Origin of the sequence: Actinomadura geliboluensis, assembly GCF_005889745.1 — a bacterium.
GTDB lineage: Bacteria > Actinomycetota > Actinomycetes > Streptosporangiales > Streptosporangiaceae > Spirillospora > Spirillospora geliboluensis.
The window spans coordinates 14078-28546 of the sequence record NZ_VCKZ01000055.1 but is presented as its reverse complement, the minus strand read 5'-3'; the positions used below and the strand labels follow the sequence as shown (position 1 = coordinate 28546).

Below are 14469 nucleotides of genomic sequence, written 5' to 3'. Positions count from 1 at the left end.
GTCCGCAGGTCGTCGCGACGGGCACGCTGTACTTCGCGCTCAGCGACATGGACGCGCAGGTGTCGAACATCCTGCTGATCGGCCGCGAGCACAACCTCGGCATCGGCTACGACGCGTCGCTGCGGACGTACGAGAAGCGCCGCGCGGACGCGCACGCCGCCGCGGTGCAGGCCGCGCAGCTCGCCGGCCGCGACCCCGCGCTGAAGCTGACCGTCCAGGAGGTGCTGGACGGCCTCGGCCGCTACGAGTGGCTGGTCGGCCGGGCGATGCAGCTCGACGCGCAGTCGAACCACGCGCCGGGGGAGCTGCCGCCCCAGGTCATCGACGCCTACCGCGAGGCGAGCGACCTGATGAAGCTGCAACTGCTCCCGAAGGCGTACAACATCACGCTCGACAGCGGCGCGCACGTCCGGCAGTCGTACGAGACGAAGCGGTCGGCGGTGCTCGCGGGCCGCACCTGGGTCGCCGTCACCGGGCTGCTCGTGCTGCTGCTCCTGATCGCGACGCAGCTGTACCTGGCCCGGACGTTCCGCCGCGTGCTGAACCCGGCGCTGGTGCTGGCGACGCTCGGCGCGATCGCCCTCACGACCGTCGGCGCGGGCCTGCTGACGGCGCACGCGGGCCACATCAAGAAGGCCAAGGAGGACGGGTTCGACTCCATCCTCCAGCTGTCGCGGGCGCGGGCGATCAGCCACAGCGCGTTCGCCGACGAGAGCCGCTACCTGCTCGACCCGGGACGCGCCGACACCTACGAGCAGACCTACCTCGACAAGTCGCTGGCGGTGATCTACCCGGACCTCGGCGACAAGCCGGTGAACCTGGAGAACTACTACGCGGGCCTGGAGCAGAAGGTCGCCCCGTACAAGGCGGGGCAGGGCGCCGTCCCGTTCCTCGGCTTCTTCGGGGACGAGGCGCGCACGACCGACAGGGGCCGTGAGGCGGACACGCTGGCGAAGACGCTGGCGGCGTACCGGGTCGTCCAGCGCAACGATGCGGAGATGCGGCGGCTCGCGGCGTCCGGGAACCGGGCCGGGGCCATCGACCTGCGGATGGGGCGCACGTCCAACGCCATCCGCGACTTCGGCGCCTACGACGCGGCGCTCAGCGCGCTGACGGCCGTCCACCAGGACGCCTTCGACGAGGCGATCGAGGACGCCGACGGCGGGCTGCGCGGCTGGAACGCCGTCCCGCCCGCCGGCGCCGCCGCCATCGCCCTGCTGGTGCTCGCGGGGATCCGTCCCCGGCTGGCCGAGTTCCGCTGACCGGAGGAGAGCAGCAGACCATGCGCGCCACCACCACTACCGTCCGGGCCGCGGCTGCCGCCGTGCTGGCCGCCTCGGTGCTCGCGGGCTGCGGCCTCGGCGGCGCCGAGAAGGAGTCCGTGGCCGGCAAGGACTCGCTGGTCATCGGCGTGAAGGAGGACCAGCCCGCGCTCGGCGTCAAGCGCCCCGACGGGACGTACGAGGGCTTCGACGTCGACGTCGCCACCTACATCGCGGGGCGGCTCGGCGTCCCGAAGAGCCGCATCACGTGGCGGACGACGAACTCGTCCGTCCGCGAGGAGGCGCTCGCCAAGGGCACCGTCGACATGATCGTCGCGACCTACTCGATCACGCCGAAGCGCAAGATGAAGGTCACCTTCGGCGGCCCCTACTACGTCGCCCACCAGGACACCTTCGTCCGCGCCGACGCCGCCGCGATCCGCGACGTCCGCGACCTGAAGGACAAGCGGATCTGCGAGGTGACCGGCTCCAACTCCTGGCGCCGCGTCATCGAGGAGCGCAAGGTCGCCGCGAAGCCGGTCACCGTGGACACCTACGGCGCGTGCATGGACGCCCTCGCCGCCGGCCGGCTCGACGCCGTGTCGACCGACGACCTGATCCTCGCCGGGTTCGCCGCCGGCCGCCCCGGCCGCATGATCAACGCGCCGTTCACCGACGAGAAGTACGGCGTCGGCCTCAAGAAGGGCGACCTGAAGGGCTGCGAGGAGGTCAACCGGGCCATCACCGCGATGTACCAGGACGGCACCGCCGAGCGCCTGCTCAAGAAGTGGTTCGGCGAGTCGGGGCTGAAGCTGACGACGAGCGTCCCGCAGTTCGAGGGCTGCACCTGACCGCCGCCGGCCCCCCGCGTGTCAGGGGGTGGTGGTGGACGGGAACGAGACGATCGCCTCGCGCAGCGTGTCGTAGATCGGGATGAACTTGTCGATCCCGGTGATGCGGAAGACCCGCTGGACGCGCGGCGGCAGCGCCACCAGCGCGATGTGGGAGCCGCGCTCGATCGCGCGGCGGTTGGCGGCGACGAGCGCGTTCAGGCCCGTCGAGTCGCAGAAGGTCACCTCGCGCATGTCGACGGCCATCGGCTCGCCCGTCTCGACCACCTCGAAGAGGGCCTCCTCGAAGCGCGTCCGGGACACCACGTCGATGTCGCCCTGCACGCGGACGACGGTGCAGCGGTCGTCGCGCATCAGGCTGATGTCGAAGTCCATGGTCACCTCACGCCCCACTCCGGTGGTACCCGGCCATCTCAGGTGACTCCTCAGGATCGCGCACCCGTGCCCGCATTCCAAGCTCTCACCGGGAATGGGGACCGGGCCCGCCGCCCGCGTCCCGGACCGTAACGCCGTACCGGACCGTAACGCCGTACCGGACGCCCCTGCCGGTCCCACGTCCAGACTCTACCCGACATGCCGTCCGGGGCGTCCGGATGCGTCCGGGGTCATCCGGGAAACGGAGGCAATAACTTACTCAAGAGAAACTTACTGAAGGGTAAGAATGGCCCGGCAATCCCGTCCGCAGCCCGTTTGACCTGGGCTTTGGCCATTTCTTACCCGCCTCCAGGGGGGAAAGACGGACGCTGACTCGGGCTCGGATCGGCGCAGAGGTTACAGTGGCGGTGGCGAATTCGGGAGGCTTGGTGTTCTACACGTTCATGACGCGGGTCGTACGCCCGATCCTCTGGCTGCTATTCCGGCCCCGGGTGATCGGCGGCGAGAACGTGCCGAGCTACGGGCCGCTGATCGTGGCGAGCAACCACCTGTCGTTCATCGACAGCTTCATCATCCCGCTCGCGGTGCCGCGGCCGGTCACCTACATCGCCAAGGCCGACTACTTCGAGGGCGGCGGGCTGAAGAAGGGCTTCGTCCGCTGGTTCCTCACCAACCTCGGGCACGTCCCGGTCCGGCGCGGCGCCCGCCGCGCCGCGATGGGCGCCCTGGAGCAGGCCGCCGAGGTCCTCGACAACGCCGGCGCGTTCGCGATCTACCCGGAGGGCACCCGCTCCCCGGACGGCCGCCTCTACCGCGGCCGGACGGGCGTCGGCTGGCTCGTCCTGGAGTCCGGCGCCCGCGTCCTGCCGGTCGCGCTGGAGGGCACCGAGAAGATCCAGCCCATCGGCGCCGGGTTCCCGCGCGTCTTCGGCCCCCGCCCCACCGTGCGCATCGGGCCGCCGATGGACTTCTCCCACTACCGCGACCTGCCGCCCGCCAAGGCCCGCCGCGCCATCACCGACGAGATCGTCGAGACCATCCAGAAGATGTCCGGCCAGGACTACGCCGCCGAGTACAACGACCGGGCCGAACAAAGCTGACCGCGCGCGTGTCGGCGGCGGAGCCGGGCGGGTTCGGGCCGTAATGTCGCGGGATGGCGCAGAGGAGTCTGGCGATCGTGCTGGCCGCCGTGTCCGCCGCCGCGGTCGCGTGCGGGGACGGCGGGGAGCGGGCGCGGGAGGTCGGCGGCACCGCGCGGGCCGAGGTCGCGGGCATCGGGTTCACCTCCGACCAGCTCGCGCAGGCGCTGCTCGGCGAGGCCCCCGGCTACCGGCGGGCCGGTGAGCCCGACTCCGGCGAGTACGGGTCGCTGAAGGCGATCCAGAACGCCGCCAGGCTGCAGCGCGAGGCGACCCTGGACAAGCCCCGGTGCGGGACGGCGCGTCCCGGCGGCACCGTGGCGAGCGACGTCCCGGCCGCCCTCGTCTCCTTCACCGGCACCGCCGGGCAGACCGCCACCGAGACGCTGATGGGCATGTCCGCCGCCGACGCCGAGAAGCAGGTCAACGCGCGCGTCCCGGCCGGCTGCCTGCGGTTCCGCACGAAGGTCGGCTCGCAGTGGGCCGAGCACCGCGTGGTGGAGACGCCGAAGGGCGAGATCGGGGAGGGCTCGCGCACCGTCGGGGTCACCACGACCGGCGGCGACGCCCGGGCCCGCACCTGGTACGTGGTGTTCCGCGGCCGCCACTACCTCGCCACCGTGTCGGTGTTCGGCCCGAACGCCACCCGCGAGGACGCCGAGCGGCTCGCCCGCGAGGCGCACGAACAGGCCGAGCGCGTGCTGCCGTGAGTCACGCGGCTCGCCGTCGGTCTCGCCGAGCGGATACGGTTCGGCTTACACGGGGCGGACGCCCCGGGCTCGTTCCCAGCGGGGGTGTGCTTGATCGGTAAGGAGGGCCGGGTCACCGGCCGGATCGGTCCGGGGCTCGTCGGCGAGGTCATGATCCCCATCCGCGGCGGGGTCGAGGCGTTCTACGCGCACCCCGTGGACCCGCGCGAGGAGATCGGCGTCGGGTCGATCATCGTCGTGGTCGAGTACCACCCGCCCCGGACGGTGTACGTGGCGCCCGCGCTGCCCCAGTGACCGCGGCGCGGCGACCCCCCGGTGCCCGCCTCGCCGCACGGTGGCCCGATGAGGCCACCACCGGGGAGAACCGAACGCGCCGCCCGCGCGTCTGAGGGGAAACGCGGAGGGCCCTGCCCGCCGCACCGACATCTGAAGAGGAGGCCGCATGCCCGTGCTCGCCGTGGCGATCGGCGTCGTCGTCGCCATCATCGTGTTGATCATCTTGTTCAAGATGGTCTGGCGGGTCGCCGAGCCGAACGAGGCTCTGATCATTTCCGGGCTCGGCGCCAAGTCCAAGCCGCTCGACGGCGTGGACAGCCTCGGATTCAAGATCGTGACCGGTAAGGGGACGTCCGTCCTGCCCGGCTTCCAGGTCGCCCGGCGGCTGCGGCTCGACAGCCGCGCCGCCAACCTCGAAGTGAACTGCGTGACGCAGCAGGGCATCCCGGTCAAGGTGCGCGGCGTGGTCATCTACAAGGTCGGCGACGACCTGGTCTCGATCGCCAACGCGGCGCGGCGCTTCCTGGAGCAGCAGGCGTCCATGGACGGCGCGATCCACGAGCTGTTCACCGGCCACCTGCGCTCCATCATCGGCAACCTGACCGTCGAGGACCTCATCCTCAACCGGGAGCGGCTCACCAGCGAGACGCGCAGCTCCGCCGCCGACGAGATGAGCAAGCTGGGCCTGGTCGTCGACTCCCTGCAGATACAGGAGATCGACGACGAGACCGACTACATCACCAACCTGGGCCGCCCGCACGCCGCGAAGGTCGCCGCCGCGGCCCGCATCGCCGAGGCCGAGCGCAACCAGGAGGCCACCGAGCGGGAGCAGGAGACCGAGCGGCAGAACGCCGCCGTCATCCGCGACACCGAGATCAAGAAGGCCGAGTACGAGGGCCAGGTGCAGCAGGCCGCGCAGCAGGCCCGCCAGGAGGTCATCCTCAAGGAGACCCGTAACGCCGAGCTGGAGGCCGAGCGCACCGAGAAGCGGCTGGAGAGCGAGATCCGCAAGCCGGCCGACGCCCGCGCCTACGAGCAGGTGAAGCTGGCCGAGGCCGAGCGCGAGGAGCGCATCGCCCAGGCGCAGGCCGCCGCGACGGAGATCCAGCTGCGCGCGCAGCGCGAGGCGGAGGCGACCCGCATCCTCGGTGAGGCCGAGGCGGACGCGACCCGGCAGAAGGGGCTCGCCGAGGCCGAGGCGATCAAGGCCCGCGCGCTGGCGCTGGCGGAGAACACCGACGCCGTCATCGCGCAGCAGCTCGCCGAGCAGTGGCCGCAGATCGTCGAGGCCGGCGCGGGCGTGTTCGGCAACGTCGACAACATGGTCGTGCTGAACGGCGCCGAGGGCATCGAGGACATGCTCGCCAAGGCCCTGACGCTCGGCGGCACCGGCCTCGGGGTGGCGCGGCAGCTGCTCGCCAACCTGAACGCCCAGCCCGCCGCCAACGGCCACAACGGCCCGGCCCCGGCCGTCCCGGTCGTAGAGGTCCCCAAGGAAGACTGACACCGTCCCCCCGACACCGCTGAAGGCCCGGCACCGCCGGGCCTTCTTGGCGTTAGGGGACGTCCACTGACGCTAAGTTCGAAGCATGTCCGTGCCCCGGCTCGCCGTCTCCGTCGATCTTGTCGTGCTCACCGTGCGGGAGCAGCGTCTGTGCGCGCTGATGTGGCGGCGCGACCGGGCGCCCTATGACGGAGCGTGGTCGCTGCCCGGCGGTTTCATCCAGCTGGACGAGGACCTGCCGGTCGCCGCGTCCCGGCTGATGGCGGAGCGGGCCGGCCTCGCGGACGTGCGCATCCACCTGGAGCAGCTCGCCACCTACGGCTACCCCGACCGCGACCCCCGGCAGCGGGTCGTGAGCGTCGCCTACCTGGGGCTGGCGCCCGACCTGCCCGCCTCCAGCCGGGCCCAGGTGCTGTGGACGGCCGTGGACGAGCTCGTCCACCACGACCGGGCCGCGTTCGACCACCGGCGGATCCTCTGCGACGGGATGGAGCGGGCGCGCGCGAAGCTGGAGTACACCTCGCTCGCCGCCGCGTTCTGCCCGCCCGAGTTCACCGTCGCCGAGCTGCGCCGCGTCTACGAGATCGTGTGGGGCACCAGCCTCGACCCGCGGAACTTCCACCGGAAGGTCACCGGCGCCGACCGGTTCCTCATCCCGACCGACCAGACCACGACGCGCGACGGCGGCCGCCCCGCCCGGCTGTACCGCCGCGGCGACGCCCGGCAGCTCCGCCCGCCGATGCTGCGTCCGCGGGCTTGACCTGGGGCGACGTCGCGCCCACCGGGGGGCGGTTGCTATTTTCGGCTGCTGTGAACGGTGACGAAGCGCTCGGCCTGCTCGTCCGCGACATCGGGGACGCCGGCGTCGAGGAGATGGCCGGCTCCCCGGGCCTCGCGGCCGCCGTCGACCAGCATGTGGCCGCGCTCCGCGACGAGCTGGGCGCCCCGGGCCCGGACGAGCTGATGGGCTACCTGACGGAGTTCGCGGAGGACGCCTTCAACCGGGGCTGGTGGCCGCACGACCCCGGCGACTGGGAGTTCGTCCGGATCGTGGCCGTTTGCTGGATGATGAGGGACGCTGCGTAGGCTGAGGGTCATCACCCCTGTGCAATCTGGAGGACAACGGTGTCCGAGGCAACCACTCCACGCTTCCGCTCCGTCCTCGACCGGTTCGTGGCTTACAAGCCCGGCAAGGTCGTGGTGTCGCCCGAGGGCCGCTCGTACAAGCTGTCGTCCAACGAGTCGCCGCACGGCCCGCTGCCGTCGGTCGTGGACGCGATCGCCGAGGCGGCCCGGAACGTCAACCGCTACCCCGACAACAACGCGACCGCGCTGACCGAGGAGATCGCCGCGTTCTGCGGCGTCCCCGCCGACCACGTCGCGGTCGGCTGCGGCTCGGTCGGGATGACGCAGATGCTGCTGGAGGCCGTCGCCGAGCCGGGCGCCGAGGTCGTGTACGCGTGGCGGTCGTTCGAGGCGTACCCCCTCCTCGTGTCGCTGTCGGGCGCGACGGGCGTCCAGGTGCCGCTGAAGGACGAGACCCACGACCTGGAGGCGATGGCCGACGCGATCACCGACCGCACCCGGCTGGTCTTCGTCTGCAACCCGAACAACCCGACGGGCACGATCGTCCGGCGCGCCCAGCTGGAGGCGTTCCTCGACCGCGTCCCCGCCGACTGCCTGGTGGTGCTGGACGAGGCGTACCGCGAGTACATCCGCGACGACGAGGTTCCGGACGGCCTCACGCTGCGCGGCGACCGCCCGAACCTCGCCGTCCTGCGCACGTTCTCCAAGGCGTACGGCCTCGCGGGCCTGCGCATCGGCTACCTCGTCGCGCACCCGGACGTGGCGGGCGCGATCCGCAAGACGTTCCTGCCGTTCAGCGTGAACTCCGTCGCCCAGGCCGCCGGCATCGCGTCCCTGAAGGCCACCGACGAGCTGATGGAGCGCGTCGAGGGCACGGTGAAGGAGCGCGACCGCGTCCGCGGCGCCCTGCTCGCCGACGGCTGGACGGTCCCGCCGACCGAGGCGAACTTCGTCTGGCTGCGCCTCGGCGACCGGACGATGGAGTTCTCCGACGCCTGCGACGCCCACGGGGTGAGCGTCCGCCCGTTCGCCGGCGAAGGCGCCCGGGTCTCCATCGGCTCCCCGGAGGAGAACGACGCCTTCCTGACCGTCGCCAGGGCCTTCCCCCACCGCAACTAGGGACGACCGGCCGCCGTCACCGTGCGGCGCATGGCCGGGGCGGGAGCAGCGTGGCGGCCCGGGATGGCCAGGGCCGCCACAGCACCGGCCAGCGACAGCAGACCGCTGATCGCGGTCGCCGCGACGTACCCGTCGGTGAACGCGCCCGGCCCCGCGTAGCCGCCGGCATGGCCGAACACGAGGGCAAGCACGGCGACGCCGAATACGCCGCCCAGTTGGCGTCCGGTGTTGAACACGCCGGACGCCTTGCCGATCTGCTCGGGCGCGACCGCGTTGAGCACGGCGCTCTGGGCGGCGGGCATCGCCGTGCTCACGCCCGCCCCCGCGATGAGCATGGGCGCGATCAGCTCCCAGTACGGCACCGAGGGCGTCGCGACGAGCGCGAGCCAGCCCATCCCGGCCGCCTGCAACGCCAGGCCCGCCGCGGCCAGCGGCCGGGCTCCGACCCGGTTCACCAGCCGCCCCGCCCCGGCGGCCACGAGAGAGACCGAGCCGGACCACGCGAGCAGATGCACACCGGCCGCCAGCGGCTCATCACCGCGCCCTGTCTGGAAGTACTGCGCGGCGAAGAACAGCGAGCCGTACAGAGAGGCGTACAGGAAGAGCCCGGCGGCGTTGCCCGCCGCGAACCCGCGCAGGCGGAACAGCCCCAACGGCACCATCGGCTGCGCGGCGGCCCGCTGCCAGACCACGAAACCGACGCCGCAGACCACGCCCGCGACCAGCGACCCGGCCACCTCGACGCTGCCCCATCCGGCGGCCTGCGAGCGGACCAGCCCCCACACGAGCCCGAGCGCGGCGCCGCTGACCAGCAGCAGTCCGGCCGCGTCCACCCGGGCCGCGCCGCCGCGGCTCTCCGGGATCCGGCGCAGCGCCAGCGGGACGACGACCAGGCCGATCGGCAGGTTCAGCCAGAAGATCCACTGCCAGGCGAGGCCCTCGGTGACGGCACCGCCCACCACCGGCCCGGCGACGACCGCGAGCCCGGTGAGCCCGGCGAAGAGCCCGAGCGCCTGCGGCCGGTCCTTCGGCGGATAGGCGGCGCTGAGCAGCGACATCGCCAGCGGCATCACCAGGGCCGCGCCGGCGCCCTGCACCGCCCGCGCGCCGATCAGCCAGCCGACGCCCGGCGCCAGCGCGCACGCCACCGAGGCCGCGGTGAACAGCGCCAGCCCGAGCGTGAACACCCGCCGCCGTCCGAACCGGTCGCCCAGCACGGCGCCGGTCATCAGCAGGACGGCGAAACTCAGGCTGTAGGCGTTCACCGTCCATTCGAGCTCTTCGATCGAGGTGCCGAGATCCAGCCGGATCCGGCTCAGCGCCGTCGCCACCACGGTGCCGTCCAGCGCCACCATCACGGAGGCCGCCGAGGCGAGCCCGAGAACCCATCTTCTGTCCATGTCCGTACCGACCGGCGGCGCGGCGGAATCGGCCGGGCACGACCCGACGAATACGCCCCCGCACGGGTGTCCGTACAAGCGAGGGAGGCGTATCACATGACCATGGTCGAACAGCCGCATGACGAGTTCGCGCGCCTGACCGAGCCGTTCCGGCGCGAACTCCTGACGCACTGCTACCGGATGCTGGGGTCGGTGCAGGACGCCGAGGACCTCGTCCAGGAGACCTACCTGCGGGCCTGGCGCTCGTACCGCGACTTCGAGGGACGCGCCTCGATGCGCACCTGGCTCTACAAGATCGCCACCAACGCCTGCCTCAACGCGCTGCGGCACAGCAGCCGCCGCGTGCTGCCGGCCGGCCTGGGCGGCCCGTCCACCGACCCGACCGCGCCCAGCCCCCGCGACACGGAGGTTCCCTGGCTGGAGCCGATCCCCGACGCGCAGGCCGACCCGGCGGCCATCGTCGCCGGACGGGCCGGGCTCCGCCTGGCCCTGATCGCGGCCCTGCAACACCTGCCCGCGCAGCAGCGGACCGTCCTGATACTGCGCGACGTACTCGCCTGGCCGGCCGAGGAGGCCGCCGACGTCCTGGGCGTCACCCCGGCCGCCGTGCACAGCGCCCTCCAACGGGCGCGCGCCCGCCTGGACCGCCTGGAACCGGCGGCAGACGAGATCGCCGAACCCGCCGAACGAGAGCAGCGCGCCCTGCTGGACCGCTACGCCGACGCCTTCGAACGCGCCGACATCGCCATGCTGACCAGGCTCCTCACCGAGGACGCGGTGTGGCAGATGCCGCCCAACCCCGCCTGGTTCTCGGGCCGCGACAATGTCATCGGGCTGCTCGCGGCCAGACTCCAGGCCAAGCGCGTCCGCCTGCTCCCGCTCCGCGCCAACGGCCAACCGGGTTTCGCGATGTACGTGGACGGAGAGGCGTTCGCCGTCCAAGTCCTCACCCTGCGCGGCCCGTCGATCGCCGCCGTGACCGCCTTCCACGACCCCGACCTCCTGGACCGCTTCGGCCTCCCAGTAACAATCGCCCCTCGGTGACATCTGCTCAGCACCACTGACAGAGCGGCGAGCGCGGTGGCGATGTCGGTGAGCATGCCAGGGAGCCGGGGCGCATCGGCGCAGTTCGTTGCGCGAATTATCGAAGGTGCCCGGTGTTAGCCTGGCCATGTGGCTGAGCAAGAAGATGGGCGGATCGGGGTCGTGGCCGCGCTCGTGCGGTCCTCGTTCCTGGTGAACGCGGTGTACGCCGAGTCGGGCCGGGAGTACGGGGTGACCCCGCAGCAGGGGCAGCTGCTCTGCGTGCTGATGTCGCGGTCGTACGGCATGAGCGAGCTGGGCGCGATGCTGCGGCTGGCCAAGTCGAGCCTCACCGGGCTGGTGGACCGCACCGAGCGGAACGGCCTGGTCAGGCGGGAGGCGGACCCGCGGGACACGCGAGCGGTGCGGGTCGCGCTGACCGAGCGGGGCGCGGAGCTGGCCGGCGAGTTCTACGCCGAGACCTGCCGGCGGATCGACGAGCTGCCGGCGGGCCTCAGCCCGGAGGAGCGCGAGCTGCTCGCCCGCCTGCTGGGCCGGATCGTTCTCGACAATGAGGCCCCATTGGTCTTCAAGGAACCGGAAGAGGAGACGCCCACGGCCTGAGTCGAAGCCGATTTCGTGATCGCGGTCTTGTTGTTCGTAGGACGAACTGTTACGGTTCGTACTACGAACTCGAGCCTTCTTTCGTGACGTGTGCGGCCTGCGCGAGGAGTGCGAGGGCGGTGCGTCCCGTGGCGCGAAGGCGCCCTGGCTCGGCCGGACGCGGTGTTCTCGGCGCCTGGGCTGAGCACGGGCGAGCGCGCGCTTGAGGCGTAGGCGTGGTGAGGGCCCAAGTGAACGAAAGGCACGGCAATGACCGCACATGATGTTGTTTTCGGTTTCGGAGCGCACAGCACCTTTGACGACCAGCCCGCGCTGATGCGCATGGTGGAGCGGGCCGATCGGGACGGGTTGGACCTGTTCTCGCTGTCCGACCACCCCTACCTCGGTGAGCGGCTCGACGCCTACGCGTCCATCGGGTTCCTTCTCGGGCGGACGGAGCGCATCGCGGGCTTCGCCAACGTGACCAACCTGCCGACCCGGCCCGCACCCATGCTCGCGCGGACGGTGACGTCGCTGGCGGCGCTGTCCGGGGGTCGCGTCGTCGTCGGCATGGGCGCCGGCGGCCTGTGGGACCGCATCGCCGACATGGGGGTGCCGCGGCTCTCCCCGGCCGAGGCGGTGGACGCCTTCGAGGAGGCGATCGTCCTGGTCAAGAAGCTGTCCGGCGGCGGTCCGCCGGTCACCTTCGCGGGCCGCCACTACCGGGTGGACGGGATCGCGCCGGCCCCGGCGGCCGCGCCGCCGGTGTGGACCGGGTCCGTCGGCCGCAAGTCGCTGGCCGCGACGGGCCGGGCGGCCGACGGCTGGATCCCCGGCCACGCGGCGGACTGGCTGAGCGAGCGGTACCGGACGTCGCGTCCGGTCATCGACGAGGCGGCCGCGGCGGCGGGCCGCGACCCGCAGGAGATCCGCACGGTCTTCAACTTCCCCGGGCGCATCACCGACCGCCCGCTGCCCGCCACCCGGGACGACGCCGGACGCTGGATCGGCGGGTCGGCCGAGCAGTGGGCCGAGGAGTTGACCGGCGCGGTGCTGGAGCACGGCGCGTCCGGCTTCATGCTCTTCTCGCCGGACGGCGGCACGCCGGACGCGGCGTCCCTCGGGCGCTGGGCGGGGGAGGTCGTTCCGGCCGTGCGGGAAGCGGTCGCCAAGGAGAGGGGCTGAGCGCTCTGGCGCCGTGACGGGCTGATGAAGCGCGGGGCTGCGCTCCATCAGCCCTCACCGTCACGTCGTCTTGGCGGGGCCCAGTTTCTCCACGATCAGGCGGTACAGCTGGCGAGGGCGGCCCGGCTGCGGGGTGCGGTTCGGGGGGAGCGGCCAGGCCAGGCCCTCTTCGACCAGGGTGCGGAGCAGGCGGCGGGCCGTGCGGGGAGTGACGCCGAGCATCTTGCCGGCGTTCTCCGCGTCCACGATGAGGGGCTGCTCCTGGTCGCCCAGCTTGTCGGCCAGGCGGGCCAGGATCTCCAGGCCCTTCGGCTTCGCCTGCGGCTGGGTGCGCGGGGGCGTGCGCGGAGCGGGGACCAAGGCGCGGCCATCGCGGTCCAAGGCGAAGCCCTGCGCGCGCTGGGAACTCTGGGAACGGGCCAAGGCGGCGCGGGCGTGGTTCTCGGCTTCGTGAGCCGTGCGGCCCATGCCGATGCCCACTTCTATGGCGAGGCCCAGCTCCTCACGGACGCGCTCCACGAAGGGCGGTGTGCGGAAGCCCTCGGTGGACGTCGTTACAGAGCCGCGTGTGGCGATGACCAGGTAGCTGTGGTCGTCCAAGGGCCAGACCGAGGCGTTCATCCGGTGCGCCTCTTGGAGCAGGACGCGGTGCAGCGCGAGCTTCAGCTCGTCCCGCCAGTAGCGGGGCGTGACGCGGCGGGGCGTCTCGCGGAGGGTCGGGACGTCCACCAGGACGACGACGAGCTGCGACTCTTCGAGGCGGTGGTGCGCGCCGAGGAGCGCGGCCGTCTGGAGGGAGCTGCGGATCGCGGCGCCGGTCGGGCGGACGCGGATGGTCGGGACGCCCGCCATCTCCATCCGCTCGGCGGTCGCGTGCACGCAGGTCATCGCGACGGTGGTGGCGCCGCGCCGCCACAGGCGCTCGTGGAACGCGGCGAGCGTGCCGGGGCCGGCGGCCTCCTCGCGCAGGTGCACCTGCTCGGTGCCGAGGCTGATCTCGGAGTACGCCTCCTCGACCTCGGCGCGGCCGAGCACGTCGATGCTGACCCGGGCCGGGTCGAAGCGCTCGTCGAGGGACGCCCGCAGCAGCGCGCCCTGGAGGGCGGCGCCGTTCAGCGGGACGTACGTGGCGGGCATGGTGAGCACGCCGGCCTTGCGCGCGAAGTCGTAGGGGACGGGGCTGGCGAACAGGCAGACGTCGACGCCCGATCCCAGACGCACGACCTTGTCGGCCGCCTCCTGCTCGTCCCGGTACGCGGCGGCCACCAGCCGGCTCGGTACCGGGGTGGGGCCGTGGCCCATCAGCATGACCCGTTCGACGAGGTCGTGGGGGCCCACGACGCCGATCGTGAGATCGGGCGTGACCGACCCCGTGCGTGCCGCCGTCATCGATGATCGCTCGCTTCCGGTCCGTCCTCTCGGCGGGGGCACCGCCCCGACCACCTGTCCGCGCACGTCTCGCCCAACGGTTGACTCATGGCTTGTCCGCCCCTGCCTTCTGACCCAGCACCGCGTTCCGTGCGATTCGCCTTCCCGCGGCCCCTCCCGCCTCCGCGGAGGCGGACGGAGCCGTCCCGTGGGCCCCGCCCCCAGCGGACGGGGGCCCTCTGCCTGGCAGATCGGGTCAAGGCGACGAGATGTGACGCCCAGACGCGAAATCGAATCAAGAGTGCGGCGAAAAAGTAACCTACGCGACCCCCTGGTCAGTAATTTGTCACCATTCGGGCAGTCTCGATCCAGCATCTTCGGACGTCCGAAGTTGAAAAACAAGACCCGAAATCATGGCGAAGGGCCCCTCCTGACGCTCTCATGTACAGGAGGGACCCCTGCGGTGCCGGTTTGGTTTACCCGGGGGCCGAAATACGGACGTGTCGATGCCGACGGCAGTCGAAAGACGCGTGATCCGTCCAGGCGGGTCCGGTGATCATCGCCGGTG

At 72.1% G+C, this 14469-nt stretch carries 15 protein-coding genes; 12 read left to right on the top strand and 3 right to left on the bottom strand.

Annotated features, from left to right (window positions below; translation table 11 throughout):
- The coding region (locus tag ETD96_RS44575; RefSeq protein ID WP_171068966.1) for an MCP four helix bundle domain-containing protein at positions 1–1262 on the top strand (1262 nt) is incomplete at its 5' end.
- Positions 1263–1282: 20 nt separating this feature from the next.
- The gene (locus ETD96_RS10765) at positions 1283–2113 is read left to right on the top strand and encodes a glutamate ABC transporter substrate-binding protein (RefSeq protein ID WP_138636171.1); all 831 of its coding nucleotides are present in this window, start codon (positions 1283–1285) and stop codon (positions 2111–2113) included.
- Between the two features lie 21 nt (positions 2114–2134).
- Here the strand turns inward: ETD96_RS10765 and ETD96_RS10760 are convergent, their stop codons facing one another.
- Positions 2135–2488 carry an STAS domain-containing protein gene (locus tag ETD96_RS10760; RefSeq protein WP_138636170.1) on the bottom strand — a complete coding sequence of 118 codons (354 nt, stop codon included), beginning with the start codon at positions 2486–2488 and terminating at the stop codon, positions 2135–2137.
- 428 nt (positions 2489–2916) lie between these two features.
- On the opposite strand from ETD96_RS10760, the gene ETD96_RS10755 reads away from it, so the two are divergent.
- From ETD96_RS10755 to hisC, 7 genes are all read left to right on the top strand, one after another.
- Positions 2917–3588 carry a lysophospholipid acyltransferase family protein gene (locus ETD96_RS10755; protein WP_171068965.1) on the top strand — a complete coding sequence of 224 codons (672 nt, stop codon included), beginning with the start codon at positions 2917–2919 and terminating at the stop codon, positions 3586–3588.
- A gap of 53 nt (positions 3589–3641) precedes the next feature.
- Positions 3642–4337: a hypothetical protein gene (locus ETD96_RS10750; protein ID WP_138636169.1), complete on the top strand. Its 696-nt coding sequence runs from the start codon at positions 3642–3644 to the stop codon at positions 4335–4337.
- A 90-nt stretch (positions 4338–4427) separates the two neighbouring features.
- Entirely contained in the window at positions 4428–4631 is a 204-nt protein-coding gene (locus tag ETD96_RS10745; RefSeq protein ID WP_138636168.1) for a hypothetical protein, read from the top strand.
- A 148-nt stretch (positions 4632–4779) separates the two neighbouring features.
- Positions 4780–6117, top strand: coding sequence for an SPFH domain-containing protein (locus ETD96_RS10740; protein WP_138636167.1), 1338 nt, complete (start codon positions 4780–4782; stop codon positions 6115–6117).
- An 85-nt stretch (positions 6118–6202) separates the two neighbouring features.
- Complete coding sequence (locus ETD96_RS10735) at positions 6203–6877, top strand: NUDIX hydrolase (RefSeq protein ID WP_138636166.1); 675 nt, start codon at positions 6203–6205, stop codon at positions 6875–6877.
- A gap of 50 nt (positions 6878–6927) precedes the next feature.
- The gene (locus ETD96_RS10730; protein ID WP_089328706.1) at positions 6928–7203 is read left to right on the top strand and encodes a DUF6401 family natural product biosynthesis protein; all 276 of its coding nucleotides are present in this window, start codon (positions 6928–6930) and stop codon (positions 7201–7203) included.
- 39 nt (positions 7204–7242) lie between these two features.
- A complete protein-coding gene (gene hisC, locus ETD96_RS10725; protein WP_138636165.1) occupies positions 7243–8322 on the top strand; it encodes a histidinol-phosphate transaminase in 1080 nt (359 codons plus the stop codon).
- Here the strand turns inward: hisC and ETD96_RS10720 are convergent.
- On the bottom strand, positions 8319–9722 hold the full coding sequence (locus tag ETD96_RS10720; protein ID WP_138636164.1) for an MFS transporter: 1404 nt from the start codon (positions 9720–9722) through the stop codon (positions 8319–8321). The two genes, hisC and ETD96_RS10720, sit on opposite strands and share 4 nt — an antisense overlap.
- A gap of 96 nt (positions 9723–9818) precedes the next feature.
- On the opposite strand from ETD96_RS10720, the gene ETD96_RS10715 reads away from it, so the two are divergent.
- The 3 genes from ETD96_RS10715 (at position 9819) to ETD96_RS10705 (ending at position 12533) form a co-directional block, all read left to right on the top strand.
- Positions 9819–10766, top strand: a complete 948-nt coding sequence (locus ETD96_RS10715) for a sigma-70 family RNA polymerase sigma factor (protein ID WP_138636163.1) — start codon at positions 9819–9821, stop codon at positions 10764–10766.
- A 129-nt stretch (positions 10767–10895) separates the two neighbouring features.
- Positions 10896–11369 (top strand): MarR family winged helix-turn-helix transcriptional regulator, encoded by a 474-nt coding sequence (locus ETD96_RS10710; protein WP_205719207.1) that lies wholly within the window; start codon positions 10896–10898, stop codon positions 11367–11369.
- A 249-nt stretch (positions 11370–11618) separates the two neighbouring features.
- Entirely contained in the window at positions 11619–12533 is a 915-nt protein-coding gene (locus ETD96_RS10705; RefSeq protein ID WP_138636162.1) for an LLM class flavin-dependent oxidoreductase, read from the top strand.
- A gap of 60 nt (positions 12534–12593) precedes the next feature.
- On the opposite strand, the gene ETD96_RS10700 is transcribed toward ETD96_RS10705, so the two are convergent.
- Complete coding sequence (locus tag ETD96_RS10700) at positions 12594–13922, bottom strand: transcriptional regulator (RefSeq protein WP_138636161.1); 1329 nt, start codon at positions 13920–13922, stop codon at positions 12594–12596.
- Between the last annotated feature and the right edge of the window lie 547 nt (positions 13923–14469).